We start from the raw sequence: 20,312 nt of genomic DNA on the forward strand, positions 1-20,312 counted from the left end.
ACCATCGGCCACGTTGACCACGGTAAAACCACCCTGACTGCAGCTATCACCAACGTGCTGGCCAAGCACTTCGGTGGTAAAGCTTTCGCCTTCGACCAGATCGACAAGGCACCGGAAGAGCGTGAGCGTGGTATCACCATCAACACCTCCCACGTAGAATACGACACCGCTACCCGCCACTACGCCCACGTAGATTGCCCGGGTCACGCCGACTACGTTAAAAACATGATCACCGGTGCTGCCCAGATGGACGGCGCGATCCTGGTAGTAGCAGCGACTGACGGCCCGATGCCGCAGACTCGTGAGCACATCCTGCTGGGTCGTCAGGTTGGTATCCCGTACATGATCGTGTTCATGAACAAGTGTGACATGGTTGATGACGAAGAGCTGCTCGAACTGGTAGAGATGGAAGTTCGTGAACTGCTGACCGAATACGACTTCCCGGGTGATGACCTGCCGGTAGTTCGCGGTTCCGCGCTGAAAGCGCTGGAAGGCGACGCTCAGTGGGAAGAGAAGATCATCGAGCTGGCTGGCCACCTGGATACCTACATCCCGGAGCCGGAGCGCGCGATTGACCAGCCGTTCCTGATGCCTATCGAAGACGTATTCTCTATCGCTGGCCGTGGTACCGTAGTTACCGGTCGTGTAGAGCGCGGTATCGTTAAAGTAGGTGAGACCGTAGAAATCGTTGGTATCAAAGATACCGTTTCTACCACCTGTACCGGTGTTGAAATGTTCCGCAAGCTGCTGGACGAAGGTCGTGCAGGTGAGAACATCGGCGCGCTGCTGCGTGGTGTTAAGCGTGAAGACGTAGAGCGTGGTCAGGTACTGGCCAAGCCGGGTTCTATCAAGCCGCACACCAAGTTCGAATCTGAAGTGTACGTACTGTCCAAAGAAGAAGGTGGCCGTCATACCCCGTTCTTCAAAGGCTACCGTCCGCAGTTCTACTTCCGTACTACCGACGTGACCGGTACCATCGAACTGCCGGAAGGCGTAGAGATGGTAATGCCGGGCGACAACATCAAAATGGTTGTTACCCTGATTGCTCCGATCGCAATGGACGACGGCCTGCGTTTCGCTATCCGTGAAGGTGGCCGTACCGTAGGTGCCGGTGTTGTAGCCAGCGTAATCGCTTAATCTTTGGCTTACATAAATAAAGCAAAGCCCCTATAATAGGGGCTTTCTTGTGTAGGGGCGTAGTTCGAATTGGTAGAACAGCGGTCTCCAAAACCGATGGTTGCGGGTTCGAGTCCTGCCGCCCCTGCCATATACCTCGTCTCGTACGGGGCTTTTGTGTCTTTGGTTACGTCAGATACAGGTGGGTTGTATGAGTGTTAGTTCTGAGAGCCAGGGCGGAAGCAAGGATACCCTGCTTTGGGGCCTGGTTTTCATTATCCTGGCGGCCGCTGTAGTGGGTAATTACCTGCTCAACGATGTTGTCGCTGCCGTCCGCGCCCTGGGTGTGGTCGTTGTCATTGCTGCTGCTGGTGCAGTAGCCCTGCAAACCACCAAGGGAAAGGCAACACTGGCATTCGCCCGTGAGTCTCGCCTGGAAGTCCGCAAGGTCGTATGGCCGACCCGTCAGGAAGCCATTCAGACAACCCTGATTGTGCTGGCGGTGACCGCCGTGATGGGGCTGCTGCTGTTCGTTCTGGACGGTGCCTTGGTCTGGTTGGTCAACCTGATTACCGGTGTGTAAGGATAAGCCATGACTGAACAACGTGAACAACGTATGAGATGGTATGTCGTGCAGGCTTTTTCCGGCTATGAAGGCCGTGTAGCCAAGTCCCTGCGTGAACATATCAAGATGCATGGCATGGAAGACATGTTCGGTGAAGTGCTGGTCCCGACCGAAGAAGTGGTCGAGATGCGTGCTGGCCAGAAGCGCAAGAGTGAGCGCAAGTTTTTCCCGGGTTATGTCCTGGTCCAGATGATCATGGATGAAACCACATGGCACCTGGTTCGTAACGTACCGCGTGTAATGGGCTTCATCGGCGGTACTTCCGACCGTCCGGCACCGATCTCCGACAAAGAGGCCGATGCCATCCTGAACCGTCTGCAGGATGCCCACGACAAGCCGCGTCCGAAAACCCTGTTTGAACCGGGTGAAATGGTGCGGGTTGCCGATGGTCCGTTTGCCGACTTCAACGGTACCGTTGAAGAGGTAGATTATGAGAAGAGCCGCGTGAAGGTCTCTGTACTGATCTTCGGTCGTTCTACTCCTGTTGAACTGGATTTTGGTCAGGTCGAAAAGGGCTGATTGAATTCTGTACGTTTAACGGTTGTCAGGGGCAGCGAATATCTCTATAATTCGCTGCCCCTTTATTAGTTGGGGAGCCGTTTGCAGGAGCAAGTCTCCGAGGCGCTAGAACCCATTTTTGAGGTATTTTCCTAATGGCTAAGAAAGTCACAGCTTATATCAAGCTGCAGGTTGCTGCTGGTGCAGCCAACCCGTCTCCTCCCGTTGGTCCTGCACTGGGTCAACACGGTGTTAACATCATGGAATTCTGTAAGGCGTTCAACGCTCGTACAGAGAAGCTGGAAAAAGGTTCACCGACTCCGGTCGTGATCACCGTTTACAGCGACCGTTCCTTCACCTTCGAAACCAAGACTCCGCCTGCTTCCTTCCTGCTGAAGAAAGCTGCTGGCATCAAGTCTGGTTCTTCCAAGCCGAACAAAGACAAGGTTGGTAAGGTGACCGTTGCCCAGCTGCAAGAAATCGCCAAGACCAAAGAGCCGGATATGACTGGTGCCGATCTGGATGCAAAAGTACGTTGCATCGCAGGCTCCGCTCGTTCCATGGGTCTGGTAGTGGAGGATTAAGACAATGGCTAAACTTTCCAAGCGTATGCGCGTTATTCGCGAAAAAGTTGACGGTACCAAAGAGTACTCCATCAACGAAGCCATTGCCCTGCTGAAAGAACTGGCTACCGCCAAGTTCGTTGAAAGCGTTGACGTTGCTGTCAACCTGGGTATCGACGCTCGTAAATCTGACCAGAACGTACGTGGTGCTACTGTACTGCCGCACGGTACCGGTCGTGATGTACGCGTTGCCGTATTTACCCAAGGTGCCAACGCCGAAGCAGCTAAAGCTGCCGGTGCTGACCTGGTAGGTATGGATGACCTGGCCGATCTGGTTAAGAAAGGCGAGATGAACTTCGACGTAGTTATCGCATCCCCGGATGCCATGCGCGTTGTTGGTCAACTGGGTCAAATCCTGGGCCCGCGCGGCCTGATGCCGAACCCGAAAGTTGGTACTGTAACTCCTAACGTTGCCGAAGCTGTCAAGAACGCCAAGGCTGGTCAGGTTCGTTACCGTAACGACAAGAATGGTATCATCCATACCACTCTGGGTAAGGTTTCTTTCAACGAAGTTCAGCTGAAAGAAAACTTGGAAGCTCTGCTGGTTGCCCTGAAAAAAGGCAAGCCCTCTTCCGCCAAAGGTCAATTCATCAAGAAAGTCAGCATCTCCACCACCATGGGTGCCGGTGTTGCCGTAGACCAAGCTTCTCTGGAAGCTCAGGCCTAATTGATGGGTTTTACAAGGCGCAAAATTTAATCTATAATTTTGCGCCTTGATTGGTTGGGGGTTTCGACCTCCGTCCAAGACCGCAGGAGGCTGCAAAGCCTTAATGTTTCCTGCGTAGACGGTGCCGGAAACCCAGCGAGAAAGATTCTTTCTCTTCTGGAATCCTGCTACCGCATCGTTCCCCTCTGTTGTAAAGGTAGGGGGGATGTGTCAGTACTGGGTCAATAGACCCGGATTCAATCCAGGAGTTAAGCCAATGGCATTGGGACTCGAAGACAAAAAGGCAATTGTTGCTGAAGTCAACGAAGCTGCCAAAGGCGCTCTTTCTGCAGTTGTTGCCGATTCTCGCGGTGTAACTGTAGACAAGATGACCGTCCTGCGTAAAACCGCTCGTGAAGCCGGTGTGTACATGCGCGTTGTGCGTAACACCCTGCTGCGTCGCGCGGTAGAAGGTACCGAATACGAGTGCCTGAACGACGCATTTACCGGTCCTACCTTGATTGCTTTCTCTAACGAACACCCGGGCGCTGCTGCTCGTCTGTTCAAAGAGTTTGCCAAAGCGAACCAAAAGTTCGAAATCAAGGCTGGCGCTTTTAACGGTGAGTTTATCGCCGCAGCACAAATTGATCGTCTGGCCACGCTGCCGACTTACGAAGAAGCAATTGCGAAGTTGATGGCGACTATGAAAGAAGCCTCTGCTGGCAAGCTGGTTCGTACTATCGCTGCTGTTCGCGACCAGAAACAAGCTGCTGCTTGATTCTCGCCTATCTAGGCTGTTTGAGTTTATTCAACATCAGGAATTTTTGTCATGTCTATCACTAAAGACCAAATCATCGAAGCCGTTGCTTCCATGTCCGTAATGGAAGTTGTTGAGCTGATCGAAGCTATGGAAGAGAAGTTCGGTGTTTCTGCCGCTGCTGCCGTAATGGCTGGCCCGGCTGCTGCTGAAGCAGTAGAAGAGAAGACCGAGTTCGACGTAGTTCTGACTGCTGCTGGCGCCAACAAAGTTGCCGTTATCAAAGCCGTTCGTGGCGCTACCGGTCTGGGCCTGAAAGAAGCCAAAGATCTGGTAGAAGCTGCTCCGGCTAACCTGAAGGAAGGCGTGTCCAAGGACGAAGCTGAAGCTCTGAAGAAAGAGCTGGAAGCTGCCGGTGCTTCTGTTGAGATCAAATAATCTGCATTTATGTAGATTAGCCTGATAAAACAGGCTAGGGCTGGTGAATTTTTGTTCACCAGCCTTTTTGCGCTGTAGACTGAGAGCATTTCACACCGTTTACGACTCTCGGTGCACCAGCAATCCGGACTGTCTTCTTTCGTCCGGGCCAACACAAAACGGTGTTGAGACAGAGCTGTCCCGCGGGACAGAGTGGGTCACTTATCAGCGAGCTGAGGAACCCTATGGTTTACTCTTATACCGAAAAAAAACGCATTCGTAAGGACTTCGGTAAGCGAGACCAGGTACTGGACACGCCTTATCTGTTGTCCATTCAGCTGGACTCCTTCAAGCAGTTCATCGAGGCTGACCCGGAAGGTGAATATGGCCTAGAGGCCGCTTTCCGTAGCGTTTTCCCGATCACCAGTTACTCCGGTAGTGCTGAGCTTCAGTATGTCAGCTATCGCCTGGGTGAGCCGGTATTTGACGTAAAAGAATGCCAGATCCGTGGAGTGACCTACTCCGCGCCGCTGCGTGTCAAGCTTCGTATGGTTCTGTACGACCGTGAAGCAGCTGCCGGCACCGTCAAAGACATCAAGGAACAAGAAGTATACATGGGCGAAATTCCGCTCATGACCGAGAACGGCACCTTTGTTATCAATGGTACCGAGCGGGTTATCGTCTCCCAGCTGCACCGCAGCCCGGGCGTCTTCTTCGACCACGATAAAGGCAAAACTCATTCATCCGGTAAGGTACTGTATAACGCTCGCGTTATCCCCTACCGTGGCTCCTGGCTGGACTTCGAGTTCGATGCGAAAGACAACCTGTTTGTCCGTATCGACCGTCGTCGCAAACTGCCAGCATCCATTATTCTGCGCGCCCTGGACTTCACTTCCGAACAAATCCTGGCCACTTTCTTCGAGACCATCGGTTTTGAAGTAAAAGATGGCAAGTTGATGATGGATCTGGTGCCGGAGCGTCTGCGTGGTGAAACTGCGACCTTTGACATCGTGGCCAATGGCGCCGTGGTGGTTGAGACCGGTCGTCGTGTGACTGCGCGTCACATCCGTCAGTTGGAAAAAGACGCCGTTACCCAGATTGAGGTACCGGTTGAGTATGTTGTTGGCAAAGTTGCTGCCAAGGACTACGCACATCCGCAAACTGGCGAGATGGTCGTGACCGCCAACCAGGCGCTGAGCCTGGAAGCGATCGCCAACCTGTCCCAAGCCGGCTTCAAGCATTTCGAGGTTCTGTTCACCAACGAACTGGATCACGGTGCTTACATGTCCGAGACCCTGCGTGTCGACTCCAGCTCCAACCGTTTGGAAGCGCTGGTCGAGATCTATCGCATGATGCGTCCGGGCGAGCCGCCTACTCGCGAAGCTGCAGAACAGCTGTTCGAAAACCTGTTCTTCTCCGCCGAGCGTTACGACCTGTCTACCGTAGGTCGGATGAAGTTCAACCGCCGTCTGGGTCGTGAAGACGAGACTGGCGCTGGTGTACTGACCAAAGACGACATCGTCGATGTGATGAAGCGCCTGATCGACATCCGTAACGGTAACGACGAAGTGGATGATATCGACCACTTGGGTAACCGTCGTATTCGTTCTGTCGGTGAAATGGCTGAAAACCAGTTCCGCGTCGGTCTGGTGCGTGTCGAGCGTGCGGTCAAGGAGCGTCTCTCCCTGGGCGACCTGGACACCCTGATGCCGCAGGATCTGATCAATGCCAAGCCGATCTCCGCCGCAGTCAAAGAGTTCTTTGGTTCCAGCCAGCTGTCCCAGTTTATGGACCAGAACAACCCGCTCTCCGAAGTGACCCACAAGCGTCGTATCTCCGCGCTGGGCCCGGGCGGTTTGACTCGTGAGCGTGCCGGCTTTGAAGTCCGAGACGTACACCCGACCCACTACGGTCGTCTGTGCCCTATCGAGACTCCTGAAGGTCCGAACATCGGTCTGATCAACTCTCTGTCCGTGTACTCTCGTACCAACGAGTACGGTTTCCTCGAGACCCCGTACCGTAAGGTCATTGACGGTGTGATCACCGACGAAGTGGACTACCTGTCTGCTATTGAAGAAGGCAAGTACGTGATCGCACAGGCTAACGCCGCGACCACCGAAGATGGCCGTCTGAAAGATGAATTGATCCCGTGCCGTCACAAAGGTGAATCCACCTTTATGAACGCCGACCAGATCCAGTATATGGACGTGAGCCCGCAGCAGATCGTATCTGTGGCAGCGGCTCTGATCCCGTTCCTGGAACACGATGACGCGAACCGCGCATTGATGGGTTCAAACATGCAACGTCAGGCTGTACCGACTCTGCGTGCTGACAAGCCGCTGGTAGGTACCGGTATGGAACGCGCTGTGGCCGTTGACTCCGGTGTAACCGTAGTGGCCAAGCGTGGTGGCGTAATCGACTATGTCGATGCCTCCCGTATCGTCCTGAAGGTCAATGAAGATGAGCTGATGCCAGGCGAAGCCGGTATCGACATCTACAACCTGACCAAATACACCCGTTCCAACCAGAACACCTGTATCAACCAGCGTCCTTGCGTGATGTTGGGTGAGCCGGTCATGGCTGGCGACGTACTGGCTGACGGCCCGTCCACCGATCTGGGTGAACTGGCGCTGGGTCAGAACATGCGCGTCGCGTTCATGCCGTGGAACGGTTACAACTTCGAAGACTCGATCCTGGTGAACGAGCGTGTTGTTCAGGAAGATCGCCTGACCACCATCCATATCCAGGAACTGGCCTGTATCTCCCGTGACACCAAGCTGGGTCCGGAAGAGATCACTGCTGACATCCCGAACGTGGGTGAAGCCGCTCTGTCCAAACTGGACGAGTCCGGTATCGTCTACGTGGGTGCCGAAGTGAAGGGCGGCGACATTCTGGTCGGTAAGGTAACCCCGAAAGGTGAAACCCAGCTGACGCCGGAAGAGAAGCTGCTGCGCGCCATCTTCGGTGAGAAGGCGTCCGATGTGAAGGACTCCTCCCTGCGTGTACCGAACGGTGTGTACGGTACCGTGGTTGACGTGCAAGTCTTTACCCGCGATGGCGTGGAAAAAGACAAGCGCGCCAAAGAAATCGAAGAGATGCAGCTGAAGGAAGCGAAGAAGGACTTGACCGAAGAGTTCAAGATCCTGGAAGACGGCATTTTCGGCCGCTCCCGCAACCTGCTGCTGGCCGCCGGTTACAGCGAAGATCGTCTGAACAAGCTCGATCGCTCCAAGTGGTTTGAACTGGCCATCGAAGACGAAGGCAAGCAGACCGAACTGGAACAGATCGCTGAACAGCACGTTGAGCTGAAAGCCGAGTTCGACAAGAAATTCGAGAACAAGCGTCGCAAGATTATCCAGGGTGATGATCTGGCGCCGGGCGTACTGAAAATCGTCAAGGTTTATCTGGCAGTCAAGCGTCGCATCCAGCCGGGTGACAAGATGGCGGGCCGTCACGGTAACAAGGGTGTTATCTCCAAGATCTGTCCGGTCGAAGATATGCCTCATGACGAGTTCGGCCGTCCGGTCGACATCGTACTGAACCCGCTGGGTGTACCATCCCGTATGAACATCGGTCAGATCCTCGAAGTGCACCTGGGCCTTGCGGCCAAGGGTATCGGCGAGAAGATCGATCGCATGGTCAAAGAGCAGCGCGAGCTGCACGAGATGCGCAACTTTCTGCAACAGGTCTACGACCTGGGCGAGAAGGACACCCAGCAAGTGAACATCGCCGAACTGTCTGACGACGACGTACGTACCCTGGTGGGTAACCTGCGTAAGGGTCTGCCGGTTGCTACTCCAGTGTTTGATGGTGCCAAAGAGCGCGAAATCAAAGCCCTGCTGAAGCTGGCCGATCTGCCGGAATCCGGTCAGATTGATCTGTTCGATGGCCGTACCGGTAACCGCTTCGAGCGTAAAGTAACCGTTGGTTACATGTACATGCTCAAGCTGAACCACTTGGTCGACGACAAGATGCACGCGCGTTCTACCGGTTCTTACAGCCTGGTTACCCAGCAGCCGCTGGGTGGTAAGGCTCAGTTCGGTGGTCAGCGTTTCGGTGAGATGGAAGTGTGGGCCCTGGAGGCTTACGGTGCGGCATATACCCTGCAGGAAATGCTGACCGTCAAGTCTGACGATGTGAATGGCCGTACCAAGATGTATAAGAACATCGTGGATGGCGACCACCGTATGGAGCCGGGCATGCCCGAATCCTTCAACGTATTGCTGAAGGAAATCCGCTCTCTGGGTATCAACATCGAGCTGGACGAAGAGTAAGAGCTCGCTCTTATTGTTCGAGAATTGACGTGGGCGCCCCGCTGTTTTGGCAGCCGGGGCGCCGAGGTTAGACTCCTGACAGGGGAAACACGTGAAAGACTTACTCAAGTTTTTGAAGGCTCAGACCAAGACCGAAGAGTTTGACAGTATCAAGATCGGTCTGGCCTCTCCTGACATGATCCGCTCCTGGTCATTCGGTGAGGTCAAAAAGCCTGAGACCATCAACTACCGGACTTTCAAGCCGGAGCGTGATGGTCTGTTCTGCGCCCGTATCTTCGGACCGGTGAAGGACTACGAGTGTCTGTGCGGCAAATACAAGCGCCTGAAACACCGTGGTGTGATCTGTGAGAAGTGCGGCGTTGAAGTGACCCAGACCAAGGTCCGTCGTGAGCGTATGGGCCACATCGAGCTGGCCAGCCCGACTGCCCACATCTGGTTCCTGAAGTCCCTGCCGTCCCGTATCGGTCTGCTGCTGGACATGACCCTGCGCGACATCGAGCGCGTGCTCTACTTCGAATCTTTCGTCGTAATCGAGCCGGGTATGACCAACCTCGAACGCAGCCAGATGCTCTCTGAAGAGCAGTACCTGGATGCGCTGGAAGAGTGGGGCGACGAATTTGACGCCAAGATGGGTGCCGAAGCAATCCTGGCATTGCTGCGCGCTATCGATCTGGAAGGTGAAGTCAAAACCATGCGTGAGGAGCTGGATCAAACCAACTCCGAGACCAAGCGCAAGAAGACCACCAAGCGTCTGAAGCTGATGGAAGCTTTCCTGCAGTCCGGCAACAAGCCGGAGTGGATGATCATGACAGTGCTGCCTGTGCTGCCGCCGGACCTGCGTCCGCTGGTACCGCTGGACGGCGGCCGTTTCGCGACTTCCGATCTGAACGATCTGTACCGTCGCGTGATCAACCGTAACAACCGCTTGAAGCGTCTGCTGGATCTGGCTGCTCCGGACATCATCGTGCGCAACGAAAAGCGTATGCTGCAAGAGTCCGTCGATGCGCTGCTGGATAACGGCCGTCGCGGTCGTGCCATCACCGGTTCCAACAAGCGCCCGCTGAAATCCCTGGCCGACATGATCAAGGGTAAGCAGGGTCGTTTCCGTCAGAACCTGCTCGGTAAGCGTGTCGACTACTCCGGTCGTTCCGTTATCACCGTAGGCCCGACTCTGCGTCTGCATCAGTGCGGTCTGCCGAAGAAGATGGCGCTGGAACTGTTCAAGCCGTTCATCTATGGCAAGCTGGAAACCCGCGGTCTGGCGACCACTATCAAGGCCGCCAAGAAGATGGTGGAGCGCGAGGAAGCTGTCGTTTGGGATATCCTGGACGAAGTGATCCGCGAACACCCGGTTCTGCTGAACCGTGCACCGACTCTGCACCGTCTGGGTATCCAGGCATTCGAACCGACTCTGGTCGAAGGCAAGGCAATCCAGCTGCACCCGCTGGTTTGTGCTGCGTATAACGCGGACTTCGATGGTGACCAGATGGCGGTCCACGTACCGCTGACCTTGGAAGCCCAGCTGGAAGCGCGTGCGCTGATGATGTCTACCAACAACATCCTGTCGCCTGCCTCCGGTGAGCCGATCATCGTTCCTTCTCAGGACGTGGTCTTGGGTCTGTACTACATGACCCGTGCCCGTATCAACGCCAAAGGCGAAGGCATGGTGCTGGCCGGCCCGAAAGAAGCCGAGAAAGTATATCGCGCCGGTCTGGCCGATCTGCATGCTCGTGTGAAAGTACGCATTACCGAATACCTGCGTCAGGAAGACGGTTCTCTGCGTGAACACACCGAGATGAAGAACACCACCGTTGGTCGTGCGATTCTGAGCCTGATCCTGCCGAAAGGCATGGAATACGCCCTGATCGACGAGCCGAAGGTGCTGACTGCTGCAGAACAGGCTGATCTGGATGCCAATCCGCAGAACTGGATCAAGTGCGTATCCAACAAGGCGCTGGGCAAAAAGCTCATCTCCCGTCTGCTGAACACCTGCTATCGCAAGCAGGGCCTGAAGGACACCGTTATCTTCGCTGACCAGCTGATGTATACCGGTTTCCACTACGCGGCCCTGTCCGGTGCTTCCGTTGGTATCGATGACATGGTCATCCCGGATGCCAAGAAAGACATCATCGCGGCAGCCGAAGCCGAAGTTGCCGAGATCCAGGACCAGTTCCTGTCAGGTCTGGTAACTGCGGGCGAGCGTTACAACAAGGTTATCGATATCTGGGCCAGCGCCAACGAGCGCGTCTCCAAGGCCATGATGGAGAACTTGTCCAAAGAGCGTAACGTCAACTCGCTGGGTGAAGAAGAAGAGCAGGCCTCGTTCAACAGCATCTTTATGATGGCCGACTCTGGTGCGCGTGGTTCCGCCGCCCAGATCCGTCAGCTGGCCGGTATGCGTGGCCTGATGGCCAAGCCGGATGGCTCCATCATCGAGACCCCGATCATCGCGAACTTCCGCGAAGGTCTGAACGTACTGCAGTACTTTATCTCTACCCACGGTGCTCGTAAGGGTCTGGCGGATACCGCACTGAAGACTGCGAACTCCGGTTACCTGACTCGTCGTCTGGTAGACGTGGCGCAGGACATGGTGATCACCGAGGACGATTGCGGCACTACCGACGGTCTGTGGATGACTCCGCTGATCGAGGGTGGCGACGTGGTCGAGCCGCTGCGTGAGCGCGTGCTGGGTCGTGTGGTGGCAGAAGATGTCATCAAGCCGGGTACCGAGGACGAGATCCTGGTTGCTCGCAACACCCTGCTCGACGAGCAGCTGTGTGACCTGCTGGAGCGTAACTCCGTTGACCGTGTGAAGGTACGTTCTGCCATCACCTGTGAAACCGACTTCGGTAACTGTGCTCACTGCTACGGCCGTGATCTGGCCCGTGGTCACCTGGTTAACAAGGGTGAGGCTGTCGGTGTTATCGCAGCCCAGTCCATCGGTGAACCGGGTACCCAGCTGACGATGCGTACGTTCCACATCGGTGGTGCTGCATCTCGTGCCGCTGCTGAAAGCAGCATCCAGGTCAAGAACACAGGTACCATCAAGCTGCAGAACGCCAAGTTCGTTCACAACAGCGATGACAAACTGGTTATCACCTCACGTTCTACCGAACTGACCATCATGGACGACATGGGCCGTACCAAGGAAAGCCACAAGCTGCCTTACGGTTCCGTGCTGGAAGTGAAGGACGGCCAGGCCGTGAGCGCTGGCGAGACCGTTGCCAACTGGGATCCGCACACCCACCCGATCATCACCGAAGTGGCAGGTCGTCTGCAGTTCGAACACATGATCGATGGCGTGACCATCACTCGTCAGACCGACGAGCTGACCGGTCTCTCTTCTATCGTCGTACTGGATGTCAACGAGCGTCCGAGTGCCGGTAAAGAGATGCGTCCGACCGTTAAACTGGTCGACCTGAACGGCAAAGACGTGATGATTCCGGGTACCGATGTAGCCGCCCAGTACTTCCTGCCGGGCAAGGCGATCGTGAACCTGGAAGATGGTGCCAACGTGGGCGTGGGTGACGCGGTAGCGCGTATCCCGCAAGAGTCCGGCGGTACCAAGGACATCACCGGTGGTCTGCCGCGCGTTGCGGATCTGTTCGAAGCACGTCAACCGAAGGAACCGGCAATTCTGGCCGAGATCTCCGGTACCATCTCCTTCGGGAAAGAGACCAAGGGCAAACGCCGTCTGGTCATCACCCCGACCGATGGTGGCAACGTCTACGAAGAGATGATTCCGAAGTGGCGTAACCTGAACGTGTTCGAAGGTGAAAAAGTTGAGAAGGGTGAAGTGCTGGCGGACGGTCCCGAGTCTGCTCACGACATCCTGCGTCTGCGCGGTATCAGCCCGGTCGCCAACTACATCGCCAACGAAGTGCAGGACGTTTACCGTCTGCAAGGCGTTAAGATCAACGACAAGCACATCGAAGTCATCGTTCGTCAGATGCTGCGCAAGTGCGAGATCCTGAGCGCTGGCGATACCGATCTGATCGAAGGCGAACAGGTCGAAGTGGCTCGTGTGAAGATTGCCAACCGTAAGCTGGTTGCCGAGGGCAAGACCCCTGCGACCTACCGTCATGTACTGATGGGTATTACCAAGGCATCTCTGAGCACCGAGTCCTTCATCTCCGCGGCTTCCTTCCAGGAAACCACTCGCGTTCTGACCGAAGCCGCCGTAGGTGGCAAGCGTGATGAACTGCGTGGTTTGAAAGAGAACGTCATCGTGGGTCGTCTGATCCCGGCTGGTACCGGCTTTGCCTACCACCACAGCCGGATCAACCAGCGTGCTGCCGCAGCTCGTGCTGTTGGCACCCCGCAGGTGACCGCTGATGAAGCGGAGCAGAACCTGGCGGATCTGCTGAACGCAGCCGGTAGCTTCGACGAAGAGTAACTCGTCATCCGTGATTGAAAAGGGCTCCTTCAAGGAGCCCTTTTTGTTGGCCAATTCCTCGGCAAAGGTAGACGCAGCGCGGGTTTCAGGATGATCCAGAGCAAAGTTGTAGAGTAAAAAATCAAAAAAAGTTGACTTTACTCCCCTGCAATTTAAAACTCGGGAAAGTTGAATGGTTATTACAGGGGTAGAACATGACTGTCGGTATCGAGGAAGCCATGCTTCCCGAAGAACAGCTGATCAGCCGCACTTTTACAGATGAAGACAGGGAATTGTTGCGCTCATACGATGGGCTCATCGATGGCTTGGCCGAGCTGTTCGGCAAGCATTGTGAAGTGGTACTCCACTCCCTGGAAAATCTGCACGAGTCGGTGATCAAGATCGCCAACGGCTTCAATACCGGACGCACCCTCGGGGCGCCCATCACCGATCTCGCCCTGCGCATGCTCAAGGATATCGAGAGCACCGGCCAGGATTACACCCAGAGCTATTTCGCTCGCAGCCGTACCGGCGCGCTGATGAAGTCGAGCACCATCGCTATTCGCAACAGCGAGCGGCAAGTAGTGGGGCTTATCTGCATCAACCTGCACATCAATGCGCCTTTCCACGAGTTCGTGGCCGAATTTTTCCCGACGCCCCAGCAGGCGGCGCGTCAGTCACCAGAGACCTTCGCCAATAGCGTGGAAGAGTTGGTTGCCCAGACGGTGGATAACACCATCGACGAGATCAACCGCGATCCCACCGTGGCTAACAATGCCAAGAATCGCTTCATCGTGACCCAGCTGTTCGAGAAGGGCATTTTCGACATCAAGGATTCGATCAATCTGGTGGCGGACAAACTCAATATTTCAAAACATACCGTTTATCTTTACATCCGACAGCGCAAGCAGGGTGAAGACGAGAACGAGTAACTCATTCCAGAAGGGGATAGATGAATGGCTAAAGAAGTGATTGCAACCGACAAGGCGCCTGCCGCGATTGGTCCGTATGTTCAGGCTACCAAGGTTGGCGAGATGATCTTCACCTCCGGGCAGATCCCACTCGATCCTGCCACCATGGAAATCGTGGCTGGCGGCATTGAAGAGCAGGCCGAGCGGGTGATGAAGAATCTGGTTGCCGTGTTGCACGCTGCGGGTGCCGATGCCAGCAAAGTGGTCAAAACCACCTGCTTCCTGAGCGACATGAACAACTTCGTTGCCTTCAATCAGGTCTATGCCCGCTACTTTGGCGATGCGGCGCCAGCCCGCTCCTGCGTGGAGGTGGCCCGTCTGCCGAAAGATGTGCTGGTCGAGGTCGAGGCGATTGCCCATCTCTGATCAACAGATTGAATCAAGCCCCTCCTGGCAGGGGCTTTTTTGTTTTTGGCGTAAAATGGACCGGGTCAGCACAGGAGTCCTGCTATGAGTCTGAGTTTTGCCATCCTGGTCACGGGGCCTGCCTATGGCACCCAGTCGGCCAGCACAGCCTATCGCTTTGCCCGCACCCTGTTGGCGCAGGGTTATACCTTGTCCCACCTGTTCTTCTATCAGGACGGGGTCTGCAACGGCAACGGTCTGCATCTGCCTGCATCCGATGAGACCGACCTGGTGCGTCTGTGGCGAGAGCTGGCAGAAGAGCAGGGGATCCGTATCGACGTCTGCGTCGCTGCCGCCATGCGACGCGGTGTGCTCGATGAACAGGAAGCCAAGGGGGCAGGGCAGGTACACTTCAATCTGCAACCGCCATTTTGTCTGAGCGGTCTGGGCCAGTTGGCCGAGGCGGCGCTCACCGCCGATCGGCTGGTTCAGTTCTAGGGGGAGTCATGAGCAAGAAAATCGCCTTTATCTGCAGTCGTGGCCCCCATGGCCATGCCGCCGGCCGGGAAGGACTGGATGCCTTGTTGGCCACCTCTGCCATGACCGATGAGCTGGCCCTCTTCCTGATTGGGGACGGCGTGCTGCAACTGCTCAAGGATCAGCAACCTGCTGCCATTTTGCAGCGCCACTACGCGCCCACCTTCAAAATGCTGGAACTCTACGACATTGAAGAGGTCTATGTTTGTGCTGACTCGCTGGCAGAGCGTGGCGTGACAGTGGATGATCTGCTGATCCCCGTTGAGAGTCTGCCGCGCCAGGAACTGGCTCGGCGCTGGGCACAGTGTTCGACTCACATCAGCTTTTGAGGTCTCCATGTTGCATCTGATATTGAACTCCCCCTTTCAGAGTCAGGCTCTGGCAGAGGCGCTCTCATACCTTCAGCCCGAGGATGAGCTGGTACTGATGCAGGATGCCGTGATTGCGGCATCGGCTCCCCAGTGGAGCGCGCGGCTGGCGGGTATCCCGCTTTATGTGATGCAGGAAGATCTGCAAGCTCGCGGTTTGCAGCATCGGGTGGGCAATGTGCTCGATATGGCGGGTCTGGTGGCACTGATTGCGCAAAAAGGTTCCCCGCGCACTTGGGGTGGCTGAGAAGCATATTTTCAAGAAAATTCAAGGTGATGTCGTGAAATTAAACGGATCCGAATTGCCCTTTTGTGACGCAAATTGTATAAATCTTGACTCCCCAGACAACAGGGCATAAAATTTCGCGTCCCCGTATCTGCGGGGAGGATTTTCCACACGTTTATGAAGTCATTATCAGGAGCCTTTTGATGGCAACTATTAACCAGTTGGTTCGCAAGCCACGCATCAAGCTCGTTGTGAAAAGCAACGTGCCGGCGCTGGAAGCGTGCCCTCAGAAGCGTGGCGTATGCACTCGTGTATATACCACCACCCCGAAGAAGCCTAACTCTGCACTGCGTAAAGTGTGCCGTGTACGTCTGACCAACGGCTTCGAAGTCACCTCCTACATCGGTGGTGAAGGTCACAACCTGCAAGAGCACTCTGTTGTTCTGATCCGTGGCGGTCGTGTAAAAGACTTGCCAGGTGTTCGTTATCACACCGTTCGTGGTGCGTTGGACTGTGCCGGTGTTAAAGACCGTAAGCAGGCTCGCTCCAAGTATGGCGTGAAGCGTCCTAAAGCTTAATGGTTCTCCGTTAAGTAAGGCCAAACGTTAATTCGTTTCTAGTTAGATAGCTTTCTAGTTTTGGGTAATCCCTGAAGTTACGGAGAATTTGAAATGCCAAGACGTCGTGTTGTTGGTCAGCGTAAAATCCTGCCAGATCCCAAGTTCGGATCAGAGCTGCTGGCTAAATTTGTCAACGTAGTAATGGTTGACGGTAAGAAATCTGTTGCAGAAGCCATTGTTTATGGCGCCCTGGACATCATTGCCACCAAATCTGGCAAAGAGCACCTGGCCGTATTCGAAGAAGCTCTGGATAACATTCGTCCGGCGGTCGAGGTTAAATCTCGTCGCGTCGGTGGTGCAACCTATCAGGTGCCGGTAGAAGTTCGTCCGGTACGTCGCAATGCCCTGGCAATGCGCTGGTTGGTTGATGCCGCTCGTAAACGTGGTGAAAAATCAATGGCTCAGCGTCTGGCTGGCGAGCTGCTGGATGCCGCTGACAATAAGGGTTCGTCTGTCAAGAAACGTGAAGACGTTCACCGTATGGCTGAAGCGAACAAAGCCTTCGCTCACTTCCGCTGGTAATCCGCTTGCGCAGGGTCTTTTGACTCTGCGCACCTTTAATTATCTAGGGACAAGCGCCTTAGTAAGAGGATGACAATGGCTCGTACAACCCCCATTGAGCGTTATCGTAACATCGGTATCTCCGCTCACATTGACGCCGGTAAGACTACTACTACCGAGCGCGTACTGTTTTACACCGGTGTAAGTCACAAGATCGGTGAAGTTCACGATGGCGCTGCCACCATGGACTGGATGGAACAGGAACAAGAGCGTGGTATCACCATCACCTCCGCCGCGACCACCGCTTTCTGGTCCGGTATGGGTAAACAGTTCCAACCGCACCGTATCAACATCATCGATACCCCGGGCCACGTTGACTTTACTATCGAAGTAGAGCGTTCAATGCGTGTTCTGGACGGTGCCGTGATGGTGTACTGTGCCGTAGGTGGCGTACAGCCACAGTCTGAAACCGTATGGCGTCAGGCTAACAAGTACAAGGTTCCCCGTATCGCGTTCGTCAACAAGATGGACCGTACCGGCGCCAACTTCCTGCGCTGCGTTGAGCACATCAAGACCCGTCTGAAAGGTACTCCGGTTCCCCTTCAGCTGAACATCGGCGCCGAAGAGAACTTCAAGGGCGTTGTTGACCTGGTCAAGATGAAAGCCATCAACTGGAATGAAGCTGATCAGGGCGTATCCTTCGATTACGAAGACGTCCCGGCCGAGTTGCTGGAACAGGCGCAAGAAATGCGCATGAATCTGGTTGAAGCCGCTGCTGAAGCGTCTGAAGACCTGATGGAAAAATACTTGGGCGGCGAAGAGCTGACCGAGGAAGAGATCAAAGGTGCTCTGCGTCAGCGCGTGCTGAACAACGAAATCATCCTGGTAACCTGTGGCTCCGCGTTCAAGAACAAGGGCGTACAGGCAATGCTGGATGCCGTGATCGAGTACCTGCCGGCTCCGACCGACGTTGCTGCTATCGACGGCCTGAAAATGGACGGCGAGACCAAAGACGAGCGTCACGCTTCTGATGACGAGCCGTTCTCTGCTCTGGCGTTCAAGATCGCTACCGACCCGTTCGTTGGTAACCTGACCTTCTTCCGTGTCTACTCTGGCGTGATCAACTCCGGTGACACCGTGCTGAACTCCGTCAAGGACAAGCGCGAGCGTTTTGGCCGTATCGTTCAGATGCATGCCAACAAGCGTGAAGAGATCAAAGAAGTACGCGCTGGTGACATCGCTGCTGCCATCGGTCTGAAAGACGTGACCACTGGTGACACCCTGTGTGATCCGAACGCACCGATCATCCTCGAGCGTATGGAATTCCCGGAGCCGGTAATTTCTATCGCGGTTGAGCCGAAAACCAAGGCTGACCAAGAGAAGATGGGTCTGGCACTGGGCCGTCTGGCTCAGGAAGATCCGTCCTTCCGCGTATGGACTGACGAAGAGTCAGGTCAAACCATCATCGCTGGTATGGGTGAGCTGCACCTGGACATCATCGTTGACCGTATGCGTCGCGAGTTCAAGGTTGAAGCCAACGTAGGTAAGCCGCAGGTTGCCTACCGTGAAACCATCCGTACCACCGTTAAAGACATCGAAGGCAAGCATGCCAAGCAGTCTGGTGGTCGCGGTCAGTACGGTCATGTTGTTATCGACATGTACCCGCTGGAAGAAGGCAAAGCCTACGAATTCGTCAACGACATCAAAGGTGGTGTCATTCCTGGTGAATTCATCCCGGGTGTTGATAAAGGTATCCGTGAGCAGCTCAAATCTGGTCCGCTGGCTGGTTACCCGGTTATGGATCTGGGTGTGCGTCTGCACTTCGGTTCTTACCACGATGTCGATTCTTCCGAACTGGCGTTCAAAATCGCTGCTTCCATGGCCTTTAAGGCTGGCTTCATGAAAGCCAACCCGGTTCTGCTCGAACCGATCATGAAAGTAGAAGTTGAAACTCCGGAAGATTACATGGGCGACGTTATCGGTGACCTGAACCGTCGTCGTGGCCTGATCGAAGGTATGGAAGATGGTCCGTCCGGCAAGATCGTACGTGCACTGGTGCCGCTGGCCGAAATGTTCGGTTATGCAACTGCACTGCGTTCCGCTACCCAGGGTCGTGCTTCCTACGCCATGGAATTCGCCAAGTATCACGATGCACCGACCAACGTTGCACAAGCCGTGATCGAAGAGCGCAAATCCAAGTAATTTAAGATTCCCCGCCTACGACGGTAGGCGGGTTTAACCTAGAAGGACTACGTCGTGTCTAAAGAAAAATTTGAGCGTAATAAACCGCACGTAAACGTCGGCACCATCGGCCACGTTGACCACGGTAAAACCACCCTGACTGCAGCTATCACCAACGTGCTGGCCAAGCACTTCGGTGGTAAAGCTTTCGCCTTCGACCAGATCGACAAGGCACCGGAAGAGCGTGAGCGTGGTATCACCATCAACACCTCCCACGTAGAATACGACACCGCTACCCGCCACTACGCCCACGTAGATTGCCCGGGTCACGCCGACTACGTTAAAAACATGATCACCGGTGCTGCCCAGATGGACGGCGCGATCCTGGTAGTAGCAGCGACTGACGGCCCGATGCCGCAGACTCGTGAGCACATCCTGCTGGGTCGTCAGGTTGGTATCCCGTACATGATCGTGTTCATGAACAAGTGTGACATGGTTGATGACGAAGAGCTGCTCGAACTGGTAGAGATGGAAGTTCGTGAACTGCTGACCGAATACGACTTCCCGGGTGATGACCTGCCGGTAGTTCGCGGTTCCGCGCTGAAAGCGCTGGAAGGCGACGCTCAGTGGGAAGAGAAGATCATCGAGCTGGCTGGCCACCTGGATACCTACATCCCGGAGCCGGAGCGCGCGATTGACCAGCCGTTCCTGATGCCTATCGAAGACGTATTCTCTATCGCTGGCCGTGGTACCGTAGTTACCGGTCGTGTAGAGCGCGGTATCGTTAAAGTAGGTGAGACCGTAGAAATCGTTGGTATCAAAGATACCGTTTCTACCACCTGTACCGGTGTTGAAATGTTCCGCAAGCTGCTGGACGAAGGTCGTGCAGGTGAGAACATCGGCGCGCTGCTGCGTGGTGTTAAGCGTGAAGACGTAGAGCGTGGTCAGGTACTGGCCAAGCCGGGTTCTATCAAGCCGCACACCAAGTTCGAATCTGAAGTGTACGTACTGTCCAAAGAAGAAGGTGGCCGTCATACCCCGTTCTTCAAAGGCTACCGTCCGCAGTTCTACTTCCGTACTACCGACGTGACCGGTACCATCGAACTGCCGGAAGGCGTAGAGATGGTAATGCCGGGCGACAACATCAAAATGGTTGTTACCCTGATTGCTCCGATCGCAATGGACGACGGCCTGCGTTTCGCTATCCGTGAAGGTGGCCGTACCGTAGGTGC

18 protein-coding genes and 1 tRNA gene are annotated in these 20,312 nt (G+C 55.1%); all 19 read left to right on the forward strand.

Features of this window, described 5'->3' with window-relative positions; genetic code table 11:
• Positions 1 to 1,137, forward strand: a 1,137-nt coding sequence (gene tuf / locus AB5Y86_RS19055; protein WP_115523187.1) for an elongation factor Tu, incomplete at its 5' end; no start/stop codon positions are given.
• Positions 1,138 to 1,190: 53 nt separating this feature from the next.
• Positions 1,191 to 1,267, forward strand: a tRNA-Trp gene (locus AB5Y86_RS19060).
• Positions 1,268 to 1,327: 60 nt separating this feature from the next.
• Entirely contained in the window at positions 1,328 to 1,699 is a 372-nt protein-coding gene (gene secE / locus AB5Y86_RS19065) for a preprotein translocase subunit SecE (RefSeq protein ID WP_005306322.1), read from the forward strand.
• A 9-nt stretch (positions 1,700 to 1,708) separates the two neighbouring features.
• On the forward strand, positions 1,709 to 2,260 hold the full coding sequence (nusG, locus tag AB5Y86_RS19070; RefSeq protein ID WP_005306318.1) for a transcription termination/antitermination protein NusG: 552 nt from the start codon (positions 1,709 to 1,711) through the stop codon (positions 2,258 to 2,260).
• 134 nt (positions 2,261 to 2,394) lie between these two features.
• Complete coding sequence (rplK, locus tag AB5Y86_RS19075; protein WP_005339887.1) at positions 2,395 to 2,823, forward strand: 50S ribosomal protein L11; 429 nt, start codon at positions 2,395 to 2,397, stop codon at positions 2,821 to 2,823.
• A 4-nt stretch (positions 2,824 to 2,827) separates the two neighbouring features.
• The gene (rplA, locus tag AB5Y86_RS19080; protein WP_005339888.1) at positions 2,828 to 3,529 is read left to right on the forward strand and encodes a 50S ribosomal protein L1; all 702 of its coding nucleotides are present in this window, start codon (positions 2,828 to 2,830) and stop codon (positions 3,527 to 3,529) included.
• A gap of 256 nt (positions 3,530 to 3,785) precedes the next feature.
• On the forward strand, positions 3,786 to 4,286 hold the full coding sequence (rplJ, locus tag AB5Y86_RS19085) for a 50S ribosomal protein L10 (RefSeq protein WP_005339895.1): 501 nt from the start codon (positions 3,786 to 3,788) through the stop codon (positions 4,284 to 4,286).
• Between the two features lie 51 nt (positions 4,287 to 4,337).
• A complete protein-coding gene (rplL, locus tag AB5Y86_RS19090; protein ID WP_005306304.1) occupies positions 4,338 to 4,703 on the forward strand; it encodes a 50S ribosomal protein L7/L12 in 366 nt (121 codons plus the stop codon).
• Between the two features lie 224 nt (positions 4,704 to 4,927).
• On the forward strand, positions 4,928 to 8,956 hold the full coding sequence (rpoB, locus tag AB5Y86_RS19095; protein WP_005339897.1) for a DNA-directed RNA polymerase subunit beta: 4,029 nt from the start codon (positions 4,928 to 4,930) through the stop codon (positions 8,954 to 8,956).
• Between the two features lie 91 nt (positions 8,957 to 9,047).
• Complete coding sequence (gene rpoC, locus AB5Y86_RS19100) at positions 9,048 to 13,352, forward strand: DNA-directed RNA polymerase subunit beta' (protein WP_005339899.1); 4,305 nt, start codon at positions 9,048 to 9,050, stop codon at positions 13,350 to 13,352.
• A gap of 194 nt (positions 13,353 to 13,546) precedes the next feature.
• A complete protein-coding gene (locus AB5Y86_RS19105) occupies positions 13,547 to 14,263 on the forward strand; it encodes a transcriptional regulator (protein ID WP_005339902.1) in 717 nt (238 codons plus the stop codon).
• Between the two features lie 24 nt (positions 14,264 to 14,287).
• The gene (locus AB5Y86_RS19110) at positions 14,288 to 14,668 is read left to right on the forward strand and encodes a RidA family protein (RefSeq protein WP_005339904.1); all 381 of its coding nucleotides are present in this window, start codon (positions 14,288 to 14,290) and stop codon (positions 14,666 to 14,668) included.
• 84 nt (positions 14,669 to 14,752) lie between these two features.
• On the forward strand, positions 14,753 to 15,145 hold the full coding sequence (gene tusD / locus AB5Y86_RS19115) for a sulfurtransferase complex subunit TusD (RefSeq protein ID WP_005356372.1): 393 nt from the start codon (positions 14,753 to 14,755) through the stop codon (positions 15,143 to 15,145).
• Positions 15,146 to 15,153: 8 nt separating this feature from the next.
• Positions 15,154 to 15,513, forward strand: a complete 360-nt coding sequence (gene tusC, locus AB5Y86_RS19120) for a sulfurtransferase complex subunit TusC (RefSeq protein ID WP_076495844.1) — start codon at positions 15,154 to 15,156, stop codon at positions 15,511 to 15,513.
• Between the two features lie 7 nt (positions 15,514 to 15,520).
• The gene (gene tusB / locus AB5Y86_RS19125; RefSeq protein WP_005339909.1) at positions 15,521 to 15,799 is read left to right on the forward strand and encodes a sulfurtransferase complex subunit TusB; all 279 of its coding nucleotides are present in this window, start codon (positions 15,521 to 15,523) and stop codon (positions 15,797 to 15,799) included.
• A gap of 182 nt (positions 15,800 to 15,981) precedes the next feature.
• The gene (rpsL, locus tag AB5Y86_RS19130; protein ID WP_005306278.1) at positions 15,982 to 16,356 is read left to right on the forward strand and encodes a 30S ribosomal protein S12; all 375 of its coding nucleotides are present in this window, start codon (positions 15,982 to 15,984) and stop codon (positions 16,354 to 16,356) included.
• 93 nt (positions 16,357 to 16,449) lie between these two features.
• Positions 16,450 to 16,920, forward strand: a complete 471-nt coding sequence (gene rpsG, locus AB5Y86_RS19135; protein ID WP_005339911.1) for a 30S ribosomal protein S7 — start codon at positions 16,450 to 16,452, stop codon at positions 16,918 to 16,920.
• Positions 16,921 to 16,995: 75 nt separating this feature from the next.
• Positions 16,996 to 19,101, forward strand: a complete 2,106-nt coding sequence (fusA, locus tag AB5Y86_RS19140; protein ID WP_005339913.1) for an elongation factor G — start codon at positions 16,996 to 16,998, stop codon at positions 19,099 to 19,101.
• 54 nt (positions 19,102 to 19,155) lie between these two features.
• Positions 19,156 to 20,312, forward strand: a 1,157-nt coding sequence (tuf, locus tag AB5Y86_RS19145) for an elongation factor Tu (RefSeq protein ID WP_139441922.1), incomplete at its 3' end; no start/stop codon positions are given.

Source organism: Aeromonas sp. s8 (assembly GCF_040907785.1).
Lineage (GTDB): Bacteria > Pseudomonadota > Gammaproteobacteria > Enterobacterales > Aeromonadaceae > Aeromonas > Aeromonas veronii.